Consider the following 18319-nt stretch of genomic DNA (forward strand, 5'->3'; position numbering starts at 1 on the left):
AAGGGAAGTTTTTAATGCGATTTCTTAACTGCCAAGCGATGTCATAAAAAATAACCGCACCAGGGGGATGCGGTTAAAGGGAGTATTAGGGAGTAATAACGTTAGAGCGAGCCAAGGGATAAGACTAATTCGGATACTAGAATTATTGCTCTAACATTACTTGCTTTCTTTTGGGAAAAAATAAAAGCCCTCCACGTAAACAAGTATATAAAATATGCTCTTTAAAATCATGTGCTTTTTCTTACAATAGTATTCTTTAAGGTTACGAAAATGTCATGTTTTTATAAATCGTTAATTTCTTTACGATCACTTGTTTTGCTTAGCTTTCCTTCTCGGCTTTGAAGTTCTTGTTTAATATCTTCTAATGGAATGTCTTTTTCGGCTAGAAGGACGAGTAAGTGGTATGTTAGGTCGGTTATTTCTGAAATGAGCTCTTCATTATTGTTTTTGGCGGCGATGACGACCTCAGTAGTTTCTTCGCCGACTTTTTTTAGAATTTTGTCTAATCCTTTTTCGAATAGGTAGTTGGTGTAGGAGCCTTCTTTTGGTTGAGTTTTGCGAAGTTTGATTTCTTCATATAAGTCACTAAGCATTTAAAAGTCCTCCTTTATAAGATTGAAAAAACAGCTTTTTTTACCGGTATGACATGCTGGGCCTGTTTGAGTCACGCGAATAAGTAAAGTGTCATTATCACAGTCGGTCCAAATTTGCTTTACTTTTTGGGTGTGCCCACTGGTTTCGCCTTTATTCCAAAGTTCATTTCTCGAGCGTGAAAAAAACCAAGTATAGCCAGTTTCAAGTGTTTTTTGGTAGCTTTCTTGATTCATGTAGGCGAGCATTAAAACTTCGCCATTTTGGTCATCTAAAATAATCGTTGGGACTAATCCTTTAGAAAAATCAACGGTATTCATGGGCGAATGTTCACTCCTTTTTCAAGTAAAGTAGTTTTGACGTTTTTGATACTAAGTTCACCGTAATGGAAAATACTGGCAGCGAGTGCGGCGGTTGCGTTTGTTTGTTCAAAAACTTCTACCATATGGCTCGCATTACCGCATCCTCCTGAAGCGATAACTGGGACGGAGACAGCTTCGGAAATTGCTTTTGTGAGTGGAATGTCATATCCGTTTTTCGTACCATCACCGTCCATGCTTGTTAACAGAATCTCACCGGCGCCAAGTTGAGTCGCTTTTTTGGCCCATTCAATGGCATCTAAACCAGTGTCATCTCGTCCACCTCGAGTGAAAACATGCCAATTGGAGCCGTTCCATTTAGCGTCAATTGCGACTACAATGCATTGGTTTCCAAATTTGTTAGCACCTTCTTGGATAAGTTCGGGTCTTTTTATTGCGGCGGAATTAAGCGATATTTTGTCTGCTCCTGCTTGAAGTAATTCTTTCATATCGTTCACGCTATTTATACCTCCACCAACTGTCAGTGGAATAAAAACTTGTTCTGCCGTTCGTTCCACAACATCTATCATCGTTTGGCGTAGTTCAACAGTTGCAGTAATATCGAGGAAAACAAGTTCATCGGCTCCAGCTTCATTATAAGCTTTGGCAATTTCGACTGGATCACCTACATCGGTTAATGAAACAAAATTAACTCCTTTAACTACGCGTCCAGCTGTAACATCAAGGCATGGGATGATTCGTTTAGTAAGCACTTTGTTCCACCTCCACTATGTCTGACATCGAAATATTTCCGTTGTAAAGGGCTTTTCCAGCAATTGCTCCGTATAATCCGAGTTCACTAAGGGCTTCTAAATCAGCGCGACTGCTAACGCCACCAGAGGCAATTAAATTGATTGTAACGTGTTTTTGAAGTGCGGCCATCTGTTCTAAATTCGGACCAGTTAGCGTGCCATCGCGGCTAATATCTGTATAAATAATGGTTTCAACATCCATCGCTTCCATTTGTTTGGCTAAATCTAAAAAGCTTACTTGACTGATATTTAACCAACCACTCGTCGCAACAAAGCCGTTTTTTGCATCGATGCCAGCTGCGATTTTAGAGCCGTATTTTTTCACTGCTGCCTGTAAAAAGTCTGGGTCTGTTAGTGCAGCTGAACCGATAATAACTCGGTCAATACCGGACTGAAGGTAATAATCAATTTGCGCCATACTACGAATACCGCCACCAACTTGGACCGGCACCTTTGCAGCTTTTTTCATTTGTTGGATAATTTCTAGATTAACGGGACGACCTTCTAAAGCTCCGTCTAAATCAACAATGTGCAAATAGGTGGCGCCACTTTTAGCAAATGATTTAGCTTGGGCAATCGGATCTTCATTTACAATTATTTTTTTGGAAAAATCACCTTGGAAAAGTCGGACGCATTGTCCATTTTTTAAATCTATTGCTGGGAAGATTTGCATGATTCAGTGACCTCCTTAAACCCTTTTAAAATTTCAAGCCCGATTTGACCGCTTTTTTCTGGGTGAAACTGGGCGCCGTAAATATTGCCTTTATTTATCATACTTGGAACTTCAACAGAATAACCGCTAGTTGCAATAATGTATTCGTTTGGACAATTTGCATAGTAGGAATGGACGTAATAGACATATTCACCGCCGAGTTTTTTAGTGAGTGGGGTGCTGCGTTTTATTTCAAGTTGATTCCAGCCCATGTGCGGAACGGCAAATCCAGGTTCGTCTGGTAGTTTTTCGACATGTCCTGGAATGAGACCGAGTCCTTTAGTAAAGAGATGTTCGTCACTTGATTCAAGTAGCAGTTGCATACCAAGACAAACACCGAGCATCGGTTTGCCAGATTCTGCCATTTCTTTTAACGTCACATCCAGACCGCGCCGACCTAGTTCCTGCATCGCTTCTGGGAAAGCTCCGACTCCAGGTAAAATAACGCCATCCGCTTGCAAAATTTCCGCGTGGTTGCTAGAAATTTTATTTTGAAGACCAATAAAATCAAGTGCTTTGCTGATGCTCTTCGTGTTTCCTGTATCATAATCAATAATAACAATCATTTACAGGACTCCTTTAGTAGAATTTACACCTTTTATTTCAGGGTTTATTGTGATTGCTTCGCGAAGAGCACGACCAAATGCTTTAAAAAGTGCTTCAATTTTATGATGTGTATTTTTACCATAAAGGACGCGAAGATGAAGGTTCATTTCTGTGTTAAAGGCAACTGCTTGGAAAAATTCTTCTACTAACTCAGTGTCAAAATCGCCAAGCTTAGGATTTGTTAATTCGGCGTCAAACACAAGATAGGAGCGACCGCTTAAATCAAGTGCGCAAAAGCCAAGTGATTCGTCCATTGGCACATAGGAAGAGCCGTAACGGTTAATACTGGCTTTATCAGAAAGCGCTTCTTTTAAACAAAGACCCAGTGTAATGCCGACGTCTTCAACTGTATGATGTGCATCAACATATGTATCGCCGTCTGCTTTTACATTTAAAGTAATTCGGCTATGTTTGGAAAATAACGTTAGCATATGGTCTAAAAAGCCGACACCAGTTGATATAGTAGAATCCGCTTGTGAATCTAGGTTAAGTGACAGTTCAATAGAAGTTTCTCCGGTAATTCTTGTTTTACTTGCTGATCTCATTTAATTTTCCTCCTTAAAACGAATTTGGATGGCTTTGGCGTGGGCATCTAGACCTTCTTTACTTGCAAGGAGCACGATAGCATCTTTTTCTTTTGCAAGAGCTTCTTTTGTATAAGAAATAAAAGCTGAACGTTTCGTAAAATCTTCTACGCCAAGTGGAGAGAAGAATTTGGCGGTTCCGCTTGTTGGTAAGACGTGATTCGGTCCAGCAAAATAATCGCCAAGTGGTTCAGATGCATAGTTTCCTAAGAAAATGGAGCCGGCGTTTTTAATTTGGTAAAGGTAGTTCATTGGGTTTTCAAGTTGTACTTCTAGATGTTCTGGAGCGATTTCGTTCATTATATGGAACATTTCCGCAGTGCTCTTTGTGATAATAATTTTTCCGTGGGACTCGGTAGCTTCTTTAGCAATCGCTTTTCGAGGTAGATTTTCAAGTTGTTTATTTAGCTCGATTTTTGTTTGTTGGGCAATTTTTTCACTGGTTGTAATTAAAATAGCACGGGCTAATGTATCGTGCTCTGCTTGAGAAAGTAAGTCGGCTGCGATAAAGGCGGGTTTAGCTGTTTCATCAGCGAGCACGACGATTTCAGATGGACCAGCAATCATGTCAATATCGACTAAGCCAAACACTTCACGCTTAGCAGTAGCCACATAAACATTCCCAGGTCCGACGATTTTGTCTACTTTAGGAATGGATGCTGTACCGTAAGCTAGGGCGGCGATTCCGTGTGCACCGCCAACTTGGTAAATTTCATCGACGCCGGCTAAATTTGCAGCTGCCAAAACATGTGCGTTAATGCCGTTTTCGCTAGGTGGCGTAATCATCACAATTCGTTTTACACCGGCAATTTTGGCAGGGAGGACGTTCATTAAAACAGAGGACGGATAGGCTGCTGTACCGCCTGGAACATACACGCCAACTGTTTCTAGTGGGCGAATTATTTGACCGCGAATGACACCATCTTTTTCACTATCTAAGAAAGCTGATTGTTTTTGTTTATTATGAAAGCTTTCAATGTTTACTTTTGCTTCTTTAAGAGCTTCAAGAAAGGCGGGATCGACTTTGTTGGTGGCTATTTGGATGTCGCTGTTTGGGACGCGCAATTCATTTAGTTCAACACCATCGAACTTTGCCGTATAGTCGAACAAAGCTTGGTCACCAGTGTTTTTAACGTTTTCAATAATTGCTTTTACTTCACTTGCGATTTGGTCGGAGGTATTACTTGAATTTTCCGCTCTCAGTTCGTTAAGTATTGCCTCCGTTCTTCCTGTTAAAATTTTCATCGCGTCTGCTCCTCCTTTATCGCTTGTTCTAATTGATCAATTAATTGGAAAATTTGTGTTTTATTTTGTTTTAAGGAAGCTTTATTAACAATCAGTCGGGCGGAGATAGGATACATTTTTTCATAAATAACTAAGCCGTTTTCTTTTAAAGTGGAGCCGGTTTCGACAATATCAATGATAGCATCAGCGAGTCCAAGTACAGGAGCAATTTCGACCGAGCCTTCGATTTTGATGATTTCGACATCTTCGCCTTTTTCACGGAAAAATTTAGAAGAAACAGCTGGATATTTGGTTGCGATAATTTTCCGGCGGTAGCTACTTGGATCAAAATCAGGAGTAGAAGCTAGGCAAAACTGACATTGACCGATTTCAAGATCGAGCATTTCGTAATGCGATTTGGAGGCTTCCATTAGAACGTCTTTACCAACAATGCCAATATCCGCAACGCCGTGTTTTACATAGGTCATAACATCAACAGCTTTTACTAAAATAAAAGAAATTGGTTGGGTGCTACTATGGAAAATCAGTTTTCGCTTTTTATCATTCATAGAAGAACAATCAATACCCGCTTTTTCTAAAAGTGCGACCGCGTCTTTCTCGAGTCGACCTTTTGTTAAGGCGATTTTTAAAGCTTTCATTATTCCGCCTCCTTATGAAAAATAGTTTGGATACTATCGCGCGCAACGTGAACGACAGTCGGAATTTGCCATTTTTTCGCAAAAGAGATGGCATTTGTTGGAGTTTCAAAAAAACTTAATTCGCTGTTAGGTGTTTCTTGCATGAGTTTTTCTGCTTGTTGGATTGCATCTAGGTCGTAGTGGATTAAAAGCGTTGTTGGAGTTTGTTTTTTGATGATGCCAGCGCGGTTTTGTAGGGTTGTGAGGGAGTCGAGATTAAGAGCTAAACCAACTGCTGGAGAGGAAGAGCTGGTGAATTGTTCTAGTAAGTGATCGTAACGACCGCCACTTAAAAAATTATCAGCAGCAAGGTCGGCATATCCTCTAAAAATAATACCAGTATAATAATGAAAATCTTGCACGAGTCCTAAATCGACACTAATATCTGCTGCGTAAGAAACAGCGTCCACGATAGTTTCCATTTCAGTTAGTGCCGTCAATATTCCTTTATCGGTCGTTAAATTTTTAGCTTGTTTTAAAATAGTCGTTGCTGGGCCAAATAAGCGTGGTAAGGCGAGAATAAAATCATCGAGCGTACTTGGATTCTCGGTAACAAATTGTTGAATGCCAGTGAGACTTTTATTTTGAATCAGGAGACGAAAATCCATTTCAGCAGTTTCAGGTAGGTTTAAAAGATGGATTACACGTCTATAAATCGCCGCATGACCAAGTTCAATTTGAAAATTCGGAATTTCTAGAGCATTTAAAACCCCAATCCCACTTAAAATACATTCAATTTCTGCTTTGATGGAAGGATAGCCAATAATTTCAATTCCGGCTTGTGTTTGTTCGTTTTGTTCGCCGCCAAAGTCTTCATTTGCACGAAAGATTTTTCCGCTATAGGAAAGTTTTAAAGGAAGCGTAACACCAGTGGTACTAACAACTCGACCAATTGGAAGGGTCATATCTGGCCTAAGTACCGTCAAGCGACCTTTTTCATCAAAGAAGCGATATAGTTTGGCATCAGCTTGATGTTCAGAGGAAAAAACATCTTCAAATTCGATAACAGGTGTTTCAATACGCTTAAATCCACGTTTCGCAAAATAATGATTCACTTGTTGCTCAATCTGGTATGAGGCCCGTGCTTCGCGAAAGAGCTTATCACGAGTTCCAGTTGGCAAGTTCTTGTTTAAGTTCATCTGGTTAGCTCCTTTACAATATTTTAGTTTATTAGCATATTAGCACGTTAAAGTGTTTTTGTAAATGATGAAAAGAAAAATTGTTTCATATGGTATAATTAGTGTACCATTTAGAGTACTTAGGGAAAAGAATTTTGAAAGAGGGTTGAATATGAAAAGAGACGGGCATACGCATACCGAATTTTGTCCACATGGTACGCATGATGATGTGGAAGAAATGATTTTAAAAGCGATTGAACTGGATTTTGATGAGTATTCTATAGTTGAGCACGCGCCGCTTTCGAGTGAATTTATGAAAAATACTGCGGGAAATCAAGAAGCAGTTACAACGGCAAGTATGTCGATGAGTGATTTGCCTTATTATTTTAAGAAAATGAATCAGATGAAGAAAAAATATGCGAGTGATTTATTAATACATATTGGGTTTGAAGTGGATTATTTAATTGGTTATGAGGATTTCACGCGAGATTTTTTGAATGAGTATGGTCCGCAAACGGACGATGGTGTGTTATCGCTGCATTTTTTAGAAGGCCAAGGTGGCTTTCGTTCGATTGATTTTACAGCGGAAGATTATAATGAAGGAATTGTACAATTTTATGGTGGATTTGAACAAGCGCAACTTGTTTATTTAGAAGGTGTCAAACAGTCAATTGAAGCGGATTTAGGAGCTTTTAAACCGCGGAGAATCGGACATATTTCGCTGTGTCAGAAGTTTCAACAGTTTTTTGGTGCAGACGGGCGCGATTTTTCGGCGGAAGTTATCGCAGAATTTGAGGCGATTCTTGCTTTAGTGAAAAAACGGGATTACGAGCTTGATTTTAATACGGCGGGATTATTTAAGCCACTTTGCAAAGAAACCTATCCACCGAAAGAAATTGTGACTTTAGCTCGAGCGTTAGAGATTCCATTTGTTTACGGATCCGATTCACACGGTGTTGCTGATATTGGTCGTGGCTACAACACTTATTGCCAAAAATGATCTTTCATTTTGACATGTCCGTTTTCTTTAAATGTAACCCCTTCTGACAGTAGTAGTTCACGCTGTTCTTCCCAGTTCGGGACAAGTCGGCCAGCTGCATTTACGACCCGATGGCATGGTGTGATTTGGTCACGCTTTGAATGCTTCAGTGTAGCACCAACTAGTCTGGCGTTTTTTGGAAAGCCAATCATATAGGCGATTTGACCATATGTAGTCACTTTGCCGCGTGGAATTTGGCGTACGACCGTATAAACACGTTCTTCAAAATCTGCTGGAACCATTACATACCTCCGTTTGTTCATAATAAATTTAGTATACAGGAAATAGTTATTTTATAAAAGTTAGGATGATTAGTAAATGCCAGATTTTTCTTACGCAAAAATTACGAAACTCGTGGTCCATTTTGCTGGAAATAAAGCGAGAGAAGAAGGAACAGAAGTATCAGCGAATGTGCTTCAAGATATTGGCTCAGAAATGAACCAAACCTTGGCTTCTATTTTCTTAGAGCCATTTACGAAAGACGATTATTATCAATTTTCTCATGAAACAGATTTGGATTTTAATGAGGTCCGGACTTTTGCGGCAAATATGTTTGGGGCGGAAGAAGAGTTTTTAGATGAATCTAAGAAAATTTTAGAGCATTTATATAGTGAAACAACCCACCCGAATATTAAAAGTGGTGATGTATGGATTTTCTTTATTGAAGGTTGCGTAGTTGATGGAGATTTTACGAATGGTATTGGAATCTTCAAAGTTGAAAATAAAGAAGTTTTTCTGAAAAATGATTTTAATGGTAGCGAGTTCCAGATTGGTTATGATAAAGGTATTACAGGGACGGACCTCGATAAAGGTTGTTTGATTTTTAATGTCGACCATGATTCAGGGAATAAAGTTTTGATATTAGATCGGCTTAACCGCGGGGATTCTGTTTATTGGAAAGATAAGTTTTTAAGTATTGATAAAATAACAGATGAAAAATTTTATACAGAAGGATTTGTGGAAGTTTGCACGGACTATATTAAACAACGGGAAGAGTCGCTGCTTGATAAATCGAATTTTGTGAAAGCGACGAGCGAATATTTGGCAGGGGAAGAAACGTTAAATATCGCTGAATTTGCTCGTACGACAATTGAAAAACCGGAAGAAATTACCGAATTCAATACAATGGTAGATACTTTCGAACGAGAAAACAATGTCCGTTTTCCGGAAACATTCCAATTAGATGAAGAAAAACGTGAAAAACTATCGAAAAAAATTCGCAAAACAATTAAACTTGGAAAAAATATTTCAGTTGTCGTGAAAGACTTAGAACAATTGGAAGAAACTGATTTTGTCCAAGGCTATGACGAGGAAAAAGGAAAAAACTACATGATTGTTTATTACGATTAAAAGAAAAACCGGGGATTCCGCATCCCCGGTTTTTTTGCTGTCTAAACGACAAACATAAAGTACAGTATAAATAGAACCATCATCACATACATAATTGGATGCACTTCTTTATAACGACCTTTAAGTACCATTGTAATTGGGTAGAAAATGAAACCAATCGCGATACCAGTTGCAATAGAGAAAGTAAGTACCATCATTAAGATAACGAAAAACGATGGAACAGCTACTTCAAATTTAGTCCAATCAATATGAGCGACATTGCCAATCATTAAAATCCCTACGATCACAAGCGCTGGAGTCGTAACCGCACTTGTAATGACACCAAGAAGCGGCGAGAAGAATAGTGACAGTGAGAAACAGATAGCAATAACGACAGCTGTTAAACCTGTTCGACCACCAACCGCAACACCGGCAGTTGATTCTACATAAGAAGTAGTTGTTGATGTTCCGAAAATCGCTCCAAAAACTGTTGCCAGCGAATCGGAAAACAGCGAACGACCTGCGCGCGGGATTTTATTATCTTTTACAAACCCAGCTTGAGTCGCAACCGCAACAAGTGTCCCCGCAGTATCAAAGAAATCAATAAAGAAAAATGTCAAAATAACAATGAGCATTTGTGGTGTGAAAATATCTGGTAAGTGAATAATTGCTTGACCAAACGTTGACTCCATACTTGGTACAGAAGAAACAACTTGAGTTGGCACGTCAATTAATCCAAATAACATTCCAGCAATGGCAGTAGTTGCCATCCCAAAGAAAATCGCACCTTTCCAACCAATTGTCATATAAGCTACAGTTATAATAATCCCAAAAACAGCAAGTAACACCGGACCAGAATGTAAGTCACCAAGCGCTACAATCGTCGAATCATTTGGTACGATAATTCCAGCATTTTTTAGTCCTAAAAAGGCGATGAAAAAGCCAATTCCAGCTCCAACGGCAAATTTTAGTTCAGTTGGAATTGCATTAACAATTTTTTCGCGTAGTCCTGAAAGTGTTAAACAAATAAATACTAGACCAGAAACAAGTACGCCAGCTAGTGCAGTTTGCCACGGGATACCCCACTGCGCACAAACCGTATAAGCAAAAAACGCATTTAATCCCATACCAGGAGCGAGCCCGATTGGGTAATTAGCGATAAGTCCCATTGCAAGGGAACCAACGACTGACGCAAGAATAGTTGCTACAAAAACAGCTTTTAATTCCATTCCAGTAGTTGCAAGCATAGATGGGTTGACGAAGAGTACATAAGCCATAGACAGAAAAGTCGTTAGCCCCGCGAGTATTTCTGTTCGAACAGTCGTCTTGTTCTCGCGTAGTTTGAAAAGTTTATCCATTAAAAAAAGCCTCCCTATTTATGTTGTCGCACATAACGGAAAGAGCCTAGGTAAAAAAGGGAATAATAAATAAAAATAGCAAAAAAATCCCTATTAAATTTTACAATAGCTCGTAGCCTGGCATTTTACGGTTGCCTGGTAGAAACGAACGGTCCATATTACCGAACTTATACGACTTTATTATTGTAGACGATTAGCCGATTTTTGGCAATACATGAATGAAATAAAAATAAAAAACAAACTTTTACATAAATAAGTTTATACTTTTAAAAAAATAAGGTATAATAAAATCAAATAATAGTTGGAGGTAAAAAAATGACTTATAAATTTCCGGATAATTTTTGGTGGGGAAGTGCAGCATCAGGCCCACAAACAGAAGGCGCAGCAAATGTAGATGGCAGAAAACCAAGTATTTGGGATCACTGGTATAAAATCGAACCAGGTCGTTTCTTTAATGATGTTGGTCCTACGAATACATCTAATTTTTACTATCAATATAAAGAAGATATTGCTTTAATGAAACAAACAGGGCATAATTCTTTCCGTACATCGATTCAGTGGTCACGCCTTATTCCAGATGGTATTGGCGAAGTGAATCCAAAAGCGGTTGATTTTTACAATCGTGTTATTGATGAAATGCTTGCAAATAATGTTGAACCATTTATGAATTTATATCATTTTGATATGCCAATGTCGATGCAAGAAAAAGGCGGTTTCGAAAGCCGTGAAGTAGTTGATGCATATGCTACTTTTGCAAAAACTTGTTTTGAATTATTTGGAGACCGTGTGAAACATTGGTTTACTTTTAATGAACCAATTGTTCCTGTTGAAGCAGGTTACTTATACGATATGCACTATCCGAATGTCGTTGATTTTAAACGCGCGACACAAGTGGGGTACCATACTACTTTAGCTCATGCGCTTGCTGTGAAGGAATTCCACGCACTTGAAATTCCAGAAGGCCAAATCGGTATTATTTTAAACTTAACACCGTCATATCCAAGAAGCCAAAATCCAGCTGATTTAAAAGCGGCTCATATTGCGGATCTAATTTTCAACCGTAGTTTCCTTGACCCAGTAACAAAAGGGGAATTCCCGGCTGACCTTGTAGAAATTATTCGCGAACATGACGCGCTTCCAGAATATACGGAAGAAGATTTGGCGATAATTAAAAACAACATTATTGATATTCTTGGTGTAAACTACTACCAACCGCGTCGTGTGAAAGCGAAAGAATACGCAGCTCACCCGGATGCGCCATTTATGCCAGAACATCTCTTTGATAATTATGAAATGCCTTACCGCAAAATGAATCCGTATCGTGGTTGGGAAATTTTCGAAAGAGCGATTTATGATATTGCAATTAATCTGCGCGATAACTACGATAATATTCCGTTCTTCATTTCTGAAAATGGCATGGGTGTAGAAGGCGAAAGTCGCTACCGTAATGCAGATGGAATGATTGAAGACACGTACCGAATCGATTTCATTAAGAGTCACTTGAAATGGCTGCATAAAGCAATTGAAGAAGGTTCTAACTGTCATGGTTATCATCTTTGGACATTCATGGATTGCTGGAGCTGGGCGAATGCTTACAAAAACCGTTATGGCTTAGTAGAAGTTGATTTAGACAATAATTTCAAACGTACCATAAAAGCATCCGGTCATTGGTACAAAGAACTTTCAGAAAACAATGGTTTTGAAGATTAAATGTGATAAAATAAAAGTATTATGTGTAAAGAGGTGAACTTCCGTGGCTCAGAACCAGACAAAATATAGCTTTATTGCTGAAGAAATCCGCAAAAGAATTATGAATCACGCCTATCCGCTTAATCAACCTATTCCTGATGAGATAACTTTGGCGAAAGAGTTTGATTGTAGTCGAATGACAATGAAAAAAGCACTGGAAGTCCTTGTTCTTGAAGGCTTACTATATCGTAAACGCGGACATGGTACTTTCATTATCAAATCGGCGCTGGACGCGGACCGCTTGCAGATTCATAACCAAGAGGTAAACGGCTTCACTAAACTTTTGAACGGCAAGAAAGTCATTAGCAAAGTAATTGAGTTTAAAGTCATCTTTCCAACAGAAGAAATTGCAGAACGTCTTCATATCGAAATGGAAACGCCAATCTATGATATTCTTCGTGTTCGGCTAGTGAAAGATGAGCCGTATGTGCTAGAACATACGTATATGCCGGTTGGGGTTATCCCAGGTATCAATCAGCAAATTTTAGAAGGTTCGATTTACTCTTATATTCAAGATGAACTGAACCTAAAAATTGCTAGTTCCTACAAACAAATTCGCGCGGATAAAGCGACACTGCTTGATCAGCAATACCTCGACTGCGCTTCTGATGACCCCGTTGTCGAAGTAGAACAAACCGTTTATTTAAACAACGGTCTCGCGTTTGAGTTTTCCAGATCGCGCCACCGTTATGATAAATTCGTGTTTACTACCGTTAATATTGCTAGACGTTGAAAAGACGCTAGACAAAGTGAGCAATCATTTTGTCTAGCGTCTTTTTTGAATATCTAAGCAGTTTAAGTTCAATTCTATACAAAAGAATGGGTTTGTTCACAAAATAGACATATTTACACGATTGATAATAATTTAGGATTCTTGTATAATATTTAACCCAATTACGCACAAATTTTAAATATAGTTCTACCGTTTAGGCTATATGGAACTGTGGAAAGAAATAATATTACTCCTAGTATAAGATTATTTAAATAGTTTAAAGAAATCATTTTTGTTCACAAAATTGACACATTTCACCTCGTTGATAATGTTTTTTGCCTAATATATAATTGTTGAGCTCAATTAAGTGCAAGATTAGTACTCCTTTTGATAGGAGTGTGAGCAGTTAAAATGAGAAATTAGTTATATGAGGAGGGATAGTACTATGAAGAAAAAATACTTTCTTTGCGTATTCGCAGTAATATTATTTTTCACAGGTTTTCTTTTTGGAAATTCACCGGTGAATGCTGCTGAAACTGATACAAGCAATGTGACGTATAATTACATTGATATCAGCACATTAACAGAAACGCAAAAAAATAGTATTATCAAAGGAAATCCAAACGAGACACTTACAAATGATTATGAAAATTATTCCTTTGTGTATCAAAAAAACACATCAGAACCAACTACAAATACAGATAATACTTCTGACAATAATAAAAATCAAAATGGGACACTATTAAAAGCGGGAGATGTTGGCCCAAATAGTTATTTAATCATCCTAGGGTTTATTTTATTCGGAAGTGGTATTGGACTTCTTACATTGAAAAAAAGACACGCCAGACAGCTGCTAGTATTTCTTGTTCTCCTTGGCGGTAGTAGTTTGTTAGTTGGGTCGATTGTCCAAGCAACAGAAAATAGTAACTTAAAAACTCAAGAATCTCAAACAGTTGCAAAAGGAACGAAAGAAACGAAACAACCCGAATCAATGGAAGGGTATACGTATGTAGGATATATACACACAAGTAAAAATAATACACCGCCCGTAGTTGAAAAAGGGACTGTAACTGTAAACTATCAGGATGAACAAGGAAATTCACTGGCGACTAGTGAAACACTCGAAGGCGACATTGACCAACCATATCAGACTGCAACGAAAAATATTGAGGGATACCAATTAAAAGAAGTGAACGGAAATACAACAGGAACTTTTACAGAGAAAGCGCAAGTTGTTACTTATGTTTATCAAAAAGTGCCTTTAGCTACCGTAACTGTTAAATACCTCGATCAAGATGGAAACAAAATCCATGATCCACAAACAATTAGCGGTAATATTGGCGAACCATATGATGCTTCAACAGATAAATACAAATTACAAATTGATGGATACACATTAGATACAACGAAACTGCCAAACAATGCAAATGGTACTTTCACTAATCAAGCTATAGAAGTAACGTATATCTATACGAAAGAAGCGCAAGATGTTAAAATAACAATTAAATTTGTTGATAGCAATGGGGATCCATTTGTTTTAACGGATTTAACAACTTATAAAAACGGCGATTTAGTACCTATTTATCCTAATTTAGACCAATATCATATGAGATTAAATTACAATCAAGAAATTTATAATCAAGGTGAAGCGGTGCCTGATATTGTTATTCCAGCTAAAGAAGGGGAAACATATTCGTTACCGGAAAGAATGACCTTTAATATACTGGATGATCAAGGGAAACAAATCCCCTACGTTATTTCGCAAAATGCCGATCTCAGTAGTACCGGGATTGAGAGGTGGGAAAACTACCAAAGTATACCAACCAATCGCGAAGGAACACTGACTAGCGAAGATGTGGTGGTTACGTATCAGATACTTGTTTATGGGGTTATGATTCCTGAGCCATAAGTAAATCAAATTATTCGATAATAAAAAAGCAATCTCGTCTAGAGATTGCTTTTTTAAATACGTTCTTTACGTCCACGAAATGCCCTAATACTATGATTGAATACTTCCGAGAGCATTAATCCCGCTGCTATAGCGCCAGCAACCACTGTAACTTGTACAGAAAAACCAATTGCTTCCGTATAATCACCTAACACAAAATTGCGCACAGCTTGGTAAGCGAGGCCCCCGGGAACGAGTGGCACAATTCCGGGAACGTTAAATATCGTAATCGGCATTTTTTTATGTTTTGCAAAAAAGTGACTCAGAATTGCGACGACGAAAGCGCCGGCGAGGGAAGACGCCCCTGTTCCAGAATCCATTTGCATCAAAGTCCAATAAGCCATCCAGCCAAATGTTCCTGTAATCCCGCAAGCATTCAGCGCTCTTTTTGGCACATTTGTAATAATCGCAAACGTCACCGTCGCAACGTAACTCAGCACTAATTGAATAATAATAGTCCAAACTAAATCCATTATAGCGCCTCCTTTATAAGAAAAAGCGGAAAACAACCGCGATTCCAATTCCTATTGCACAAGAAGTAAGTAGCGCTTCCGTTCCGCGTGCCATTCCACTAAGCAAATGCCCAGCAATCAAATCTCGAACCGCATTCGTAATCGGCACCCCGGGAACAAGCGGCATCACGCCACCAATAATCATCGTATCTAAATTAATTCCCCAACCAATCGAAATCGTCAAAACAGCTAAAAGCCCAACACTCAATGAAGCTAAAAATTCCGCGAGAAACTTTACCTTCATAAAAATCTGCGTATAGTAAAAAATGATAAAACCAATCGCACCAATGATACAAGTTGGAATAAAATCAAACCAACCACCGCCAAAAATAACCATCAACGATCCACTAACAAGTGAGGCAGCAATAATTTGCAACCAAATAGGGAAGTAGCGAACATCTTTATCTAAATTAACGAGTTTTGTATGTAATTCTTTTAAGGAAATTCTCTTTTCAGCGAAATCCCTGGAAAATTCATTGACCATAGATACTTTTTCTAAATTAATTGTTCGTGTTGGGATTTGCTGTAATTGTACATTACGCTCACCTTCAAGTGACATAAAAAGCCCAGTTGGCGTCACGAAACTAATCCCTTTTTTATTACTAGCGATGGTGGCGATGCGGTTCATAGTATCTTCCACACGATACATTTCTGCACCACTTTCCATCATTATTTTACCGGCCATCAAACATGTTTCCAGTAAATAATCTGTTGTTTCATTCGACATAACTAAGCACCTCCAACCCTTTAGTACTTCTCAATCGTAACGCAATCAATCCAAAAATTCTAGTAGGAAGGGCGCTTTTTTTGAATTCACGATTGTTTCAATGTAATTTGGGGTAAATATTTGATAGTATGGTAGATATAGATTCGGAAAGGATAAGGATTATTTTGGCAAATATTGAATATGAAATCATAGAAGAAATAGGCGTATTATCCGAAAATGCACGTGGTTGGCGGAAGGAATTAAACAAAGTAAGCTGGAACGGTCGTCCGCCTAAATATGACATCCGCGACTGGTCAGAGGATCATGAAAAAATGGGAAAAGGGATTACACTAACTGATGAAGAGGCAGAAGCACTAAAAAAACTGTTAGATTAAGGGCTGGTGTAAAGAAATGAAAATGTATGCGTATGATATTTATGAGCCAATTGGGAGAAAAGATGGGGAGATTTTTCCAGTGATATTCGCACTTCACGGTTTTGGTGGAGACGAACTTGATATGGCGGGCCGATTAGAATTATTAATGGACCGCTTTGTAGTAGTTTCTATGCGTGGTGATGTGGAATATGGACCAACTTATGGATTTTATCATATGGTAACAGAGGGCGATCCAAATGCGCGTGAGGTTGATTATACAAGCTTACGGGTAGCAGAATTTATCGATGAGGTTTGTAATGATTATGTCTCCATTGATAAAAATCAAATCTTCCTTGTTGGATTTGATCAAGGAGCCGTTTTAACAATCTCTATAATGCAAAGTTATGGAGGGCAATATAAAGCTGCTGCGCTACTTAGTGGTCGTTTGCCACATTATTTGGAAGAAAGACCCGCTAATTTAATGCTAAAAGATAAACGTATTTTTATCGGTCATGGCATTGAGGATGCAGTTATTCAAATAGCCGAAGCAGAAGAAATTGCTCAGTTTTTCCAGAAAATGGGTTGTAATGTAGAAAAACATAGTTATTTTGTAGGCCATAATGTTAACGAAGCTGAAGAAGACGACTTATACAGCTGGTTTGAAAGTTTCTTGCCAAACCAAAATCAGCCAGTAAAAAAATAATAACAAAACAGCGACCAAGCAATTGGTCGCTGTTTTTTATTTATCCAAAGTGAGGAAAAGAACTTTTAAATAATTCCCTTCAGGAAAGTTTTTATTTACTGTGAAGTCTGCTGGAAGTGAGTGCGTTTCGACAATTTTATAAGTGCGATCGCTTGTTTGAAACGCTTCGGCAATTAGTTTTTTAAATGCTTTCATCCCAAATCCGGCGTAGTTTGTAGAAGCAATAATGGTGCCATTTGGAGCAGTAATATCAATAATTTCACGGAGCATAGCTGGGTAATCTTTTGCAGCGCGGAAGGTTACTTTTTTAGTGCGCGCAAAGCTCGGTGGGTCAACAACGACTAAATCAAAAGTTAGTTTTTTCCGTAAAGCATATTTAAAATAGTGAAAAACATCTTCTACGATAATATCCTGAGAATTTGGATCTAGTCCATTTACTTCTAACTGTTCTTTTGTTTTACTAAGTGACCGTCCAGCAACATCCACACTGGTGGTTTTACTAGCACCACCAAATAGAGCTGCTACGGAAAACGCTCCAGTATAAGAAAAAGTGTTTAGGACGTTTTTGGAAACAGCATAGTCTTCACTTATTCTTCTCCGTACGTCTCGCTGATCAAGAAAAATTCCAGTCATCCAACCATCATCTAAATAAGTAGCATAGTTAATGCCATTTTCTTTAATAATCAGCGGGAAAGTAGCTTTTTGACCAGCGACAAAATCATCTTTTGTATCTTCTTGGAAACGTCTTTTTTCGTAAATACCTTTAACTTCTGGAAAAGATAAGAAAATCTCTAAAATCATTTTTTGGAAAGAGTATACGCCGAGGCTATACCACTGAATCACAAGGTAGCCGTCATAAAAGTCAGCAGTGAAGCCGCCAAAGCCATCACCTTCACCGTTGAAAATTCGAAAAGCTGTAGTTGAATCATCTGCAAATAAAAATTGACGCTTTTCGATAGCTGCTGTAATTACAGTTGTTAAAAAGTGCTCATCAAGTTGCTGTTGTTTATCCCAGGTGAAAAGCCAGCCATCGCCTTTATTTTGTTTTCCGTGATACCCACGAGCTATAAATTGACCATTCGTATCTATTAATTCTACTAGGTCGCCTTCCTGTAGATCTTTTGGCCATTTTTCGAAACGTTCTTTTAGAATTAAAGGATAGCCTTCTTTATAGCCTTTTGTAAACTTAGGAAATAGTTTTAGTTTTATCGAGTTTTTCATCATGCACCGTCTTTCATTAAGATA

Annotated in this window: 21 protein-coding genes and 1 riboswitch; of the genes, 7 read left to right on the forward strand and 14 right to left on the reverse strand. The window is 38.4% G+C overall.

Translation table 11 applies throughout. The annotated features are described in order from the left end of the window. Positions 1–281: 281 nt before the first annotated feature. The 9 genes from hisE to PQQ29_RS03245 are packed head-to-tail and all read right to left on the reverse strand — an operon-like array spanning position 282 to position 6665. The gene (gene hisE, locus PQQ29_RS03205) at positions 282–593 is read right to left on the reverse strand and encodes a phosphoribosyl-ATP diphosphatase (protein ID WP_010990491.1); all 312 of its coding nucleotides are present in this window, start codon (positions 591–593) and stop codon (positions 282–284) included. Beyond that, positions 594–911, reverse strand: a complete 318-nt coding sequence (gene hisI, locus PQQ29_RS03210) for a phosphoribosyl-AMP cyclohydrolase (RefSeq protein WP_045554405.1) — start codon at positions 909–911, stop codon at positions 594–596. It abuts the gene before it with no gap. Continuing rightward, positions 908–1663 carry an imidazole glycerol phosphate synthase subunit HisF gene (hisF, locus tag PQQ29_RS03215; protein ID WP_003760706.1) on the reverse strand — a complete coding sequence of 252 codons (756 nt, stop codon included), beginning with the start codon at positions 1661–1663 and terminating at the stop codon, positions 908–910. Before hisF ends, hisI begins: the two co-directional genes overlap by 4 nt. After that, positions 1653–2375 carry a 1-(5-phosphoribosyl)-5-[(5-phosphoribosylamino)methylideneamino]imidazole-4-carboxamide isomerase gene (hisA, locus tag PQQ29_RS03220; protein ID WP_010990493.1) on the reverse strand — a complete coding sequence of 241 codons (723 nt, stop codon included), beginning with the start codon at positions 2373–2375 and terminating at the stop codon, positions 1653–1655. Before hisA ends, hisF begins: the two co-directional genes overlap by 11 nt. Next, the gene (gene hisH, locus PQQ29_RS03225; RefSeq protein WP_003770710.1) at positions 2354–2980 is read right to left on the reverse strand and encodes an imidazole glycerol phosphate synthase subunit HisH; all 627 of its coding nucleotides are present in this window, start codon (positions 2978–2980) and stop codon (positions 2354–2356) included. Before hisH ends, hisA begins: the two co-directional genes overlap by 22 nt. Further along, positions 2981–3565 (reverse strand): imidazoleglycerol-phosphate dehydratase HisB, encoded by a 585-nt coding sequence (gene hisB, locus PQQ29_RS03230; protein ID WP_003770712.1) that lies wholly within the window; start codon positions 3563–3565, stop codon positions 2981–2983. It lies immediately after the preceding gene. Then, the gene (gene hisD / locus PQQ29_RS03235) at positions 3566–4849 is read right to left on the reverse strand and encodes a histidinol dehydrogenase (protein ID WP_187984015.1); all 1284 of its coding nucleotides are present in this window, start codon (positions 4847–4849) and stop codon (positions 3566–3568) included. After that, on the reverse strand, positions 4846–5487 hold the full coding sequence (gene hisG / locus PQQ29_RS03240) for an ATP phosphoribosyltransferase (protein ID WP_003770716.1): 642 nt from the start codon (positions 5485–5487) through the stop codon (positions 4846–4848). Before hisG ends, hisD begins: the two co-directional genes overlap by 4 nt. Continuing rightward, complete coding sequence (locus PQQ29_RS03245; protein WP_033533341.1) at positions 5487–6665, reverse strand: ATP phosphoribosyltransferase regulatory subunit; 1179 nt, start codon at positions 6663–6665, stop codon at positions 5487–5489. Before PQQ29_RS03245 ends, hisG begins: the two co-directional genes overlap by 1 nt. A gap of 151 nt (positions 6666–6816) precedes the next feature. Here PQQ29_RS03245 and hisJ point away from each other — a divergent pair, with 151 nt between their 5' ends. Continuing rightward, positions 6817–7644 carry a histidinol-phosphatase HisJ gene (gene hisJ / locus PQQ29_RS03250; RefSeq protein ID WP_153648335.1) on the forward strand — a complete coding sequence of 276 codons (828 nt, stop codon included), beginning with the start codon at positions 6817–6819 and terminating at the stop codon, positions 7642–7644. On the opposite strand, the gene PQQ29_RS03255 is transcribed toward hisJ, so the two are convergent. Further along, positions 7629–7925 (reverse strand): MGMT family protein, encoded by a 297-nt coding sequence (locus tag PQQ29_RS03255; protein ID WP_003760717.1) that lies wholly within the window; start codon positions 7923–7925, stop codon positions 7629–7631. The genes hisJ and PQQ29_RS03255 overlap by 16 nt on opposite strands. 76 nt (positions 7926–8001) lie before the next feature. Here PQQ29_RS03255 and PQQ29_RS03260 point away from each other — a divergent pair, with 76 nt between their 5' ends. Then, the gene (locus PQQ29_RS03260; protein ID WP_003760718.1) at positions 8002–9033 is read left to right on the forward strand and encodes a nucleoid-associated protein; all 1032 of its coding nucleotides are present in this window, start codon (positions 8002–8004) and stop codon (positions 9031–9033) included. Positions 9034–9074: 41 nt separating this feature from the next. Here PQQ29_RS03260 and PQQ29_RS03265 read toward each other — a convergent pair whose 3' ends face one another. Next, positions 9075–10370 (reverse strand): NCS2 family permease, encoded by a 1296-nt coding sequence (locus PQQ29_RS03265; protein ID WP_003770724.1) that lies wholly within the window; start codon positions 10368–10370, stop codon positions 9075–9077. 93 nt (positions 10371–10463) lie between these two features. Further along, positions 10464–10565: riboswitch (purine riboswitch) on the reverse strand. A 120-nt stretch (positions 10566–10685) separates the two neighbouring features. Between PQQ29_RS03265 and PQQ29_RS03270 the strand changes: the two genes are divergently transcribed. The 3 genes from PQQ29_RS03270 to PQQ29_RS03280 all read left to right on the forward strand — a co-directional run bounded on the left by PQQ29_RS03270 (position 10686) and on the right by PQQ29_RS03280 (position 14740). After that, entirely contained in the window at positions 10686–12080 is a 1395-nt protein-coding gene (locus PQQ29_RS03270) for a glycoside hydrolase family 1 protein (protein ID WP_153648334.1), read from the forward strand. Positions 12081–12123: 43 nt separating this feature from the next. Beyond that, positions 12124–12852: a GntR family transcriptional regulator gene (locus PQQ29_RS03275; protein ID WP_033533339.1), complete on the forward strand. Its 729-nt coding sequence runs from the start codon at positions 12124–12126 to the stop codon at positions 12850–12852. Positions 12853–13276: 424 nt separating this feature from the next. Continuing rightward, entirely contained in the window at positions 13277–14740 is a 1464-nt protein-coding gene (locus PQQ29_RS03280) for a MucBP domain-containing protein (protein ID WP_153648333.1), read from the forward strand. Positions 14741–14793: 53 nt separating this feature from the next. Here the strand turns inward: PQQ29_RS03280 and PQQ29_RS03285 are convergent, their stop codons facing one another. Both PQQ29_RS03285 and PQQ29_RS03290 read right to left on the reverse strand, forming a co-directional pair. Then, entirely contained in the window at positions 14794–15252 is a 459-nt protein-coding gene (locus tag PQQ29_RS03285) for a threonine/serine exporter family protein (protein ID WP_003729316.1), read from the reverse strand. A 13-nt stretch (positions 15253–15265) separates the two neighbouring features. Further along, complete coding sequence (locus PQQ29_RS03290) at positions 15266–16018, reverse strand: threonine/serine exporter family protein (RefSeq protein WP_003729317.1); 753 nt, start codon at positions 16016–16018, stop codon at positions 15266–15268. Between the two features lie 164 nt (positions 16019–16182). Between PQQ29_RS03290 and PQQ29_RS03295 the strand changes: the two genes are divergently transcribed. After that, a complete protein-coding gene (locus PQQ29_RS03295; protein ID WP_003760724.1) occupies positions 16183–16392 on the forward strand; it encodes a YdbC family protein in 210 nt (69 codons plus the stop codon). 22 nt (positions 16393–16414) lie between these two features. Further along, complete coding sequence (locus PQQ29_RS03300) at positions 16415–17074, forward strand: alpha/beta hydrolase (RefSeq protein ID WP_010990500.1); 660 nt, start codon at positions 16415–16417, stop codon at positions 17072–17074. A 36-nt stretch (positions 17075–17110) separates the two neighbouring features. Here PQQ29_RS03300 and PQQ29_RS03305 read toward each other — a convergent pair whose 3' ends face one another. Beyond that, on the reverse strand, positions 17111–18295 hold the full coding sequence (locus PQQ29_RS03305) for a class I SAM-dependent rRNA methyltransferase (RefSeq protein WP_041918362.1): 1185 nt from the start codon (positions 18293–18295) through the stop codon (positions 17111–17113). Positions 18296–18319 lie beyond the last annotated feature (24 nt).

Origin of the sequence: Listeria innocua (genome assembly GCF_028596125.1) — a bacterium.
GTDB lineage: Bacteria > Bacillota > Bacilli > Lactobacillales > Listeriaceae > Listeria > Listeria innocua.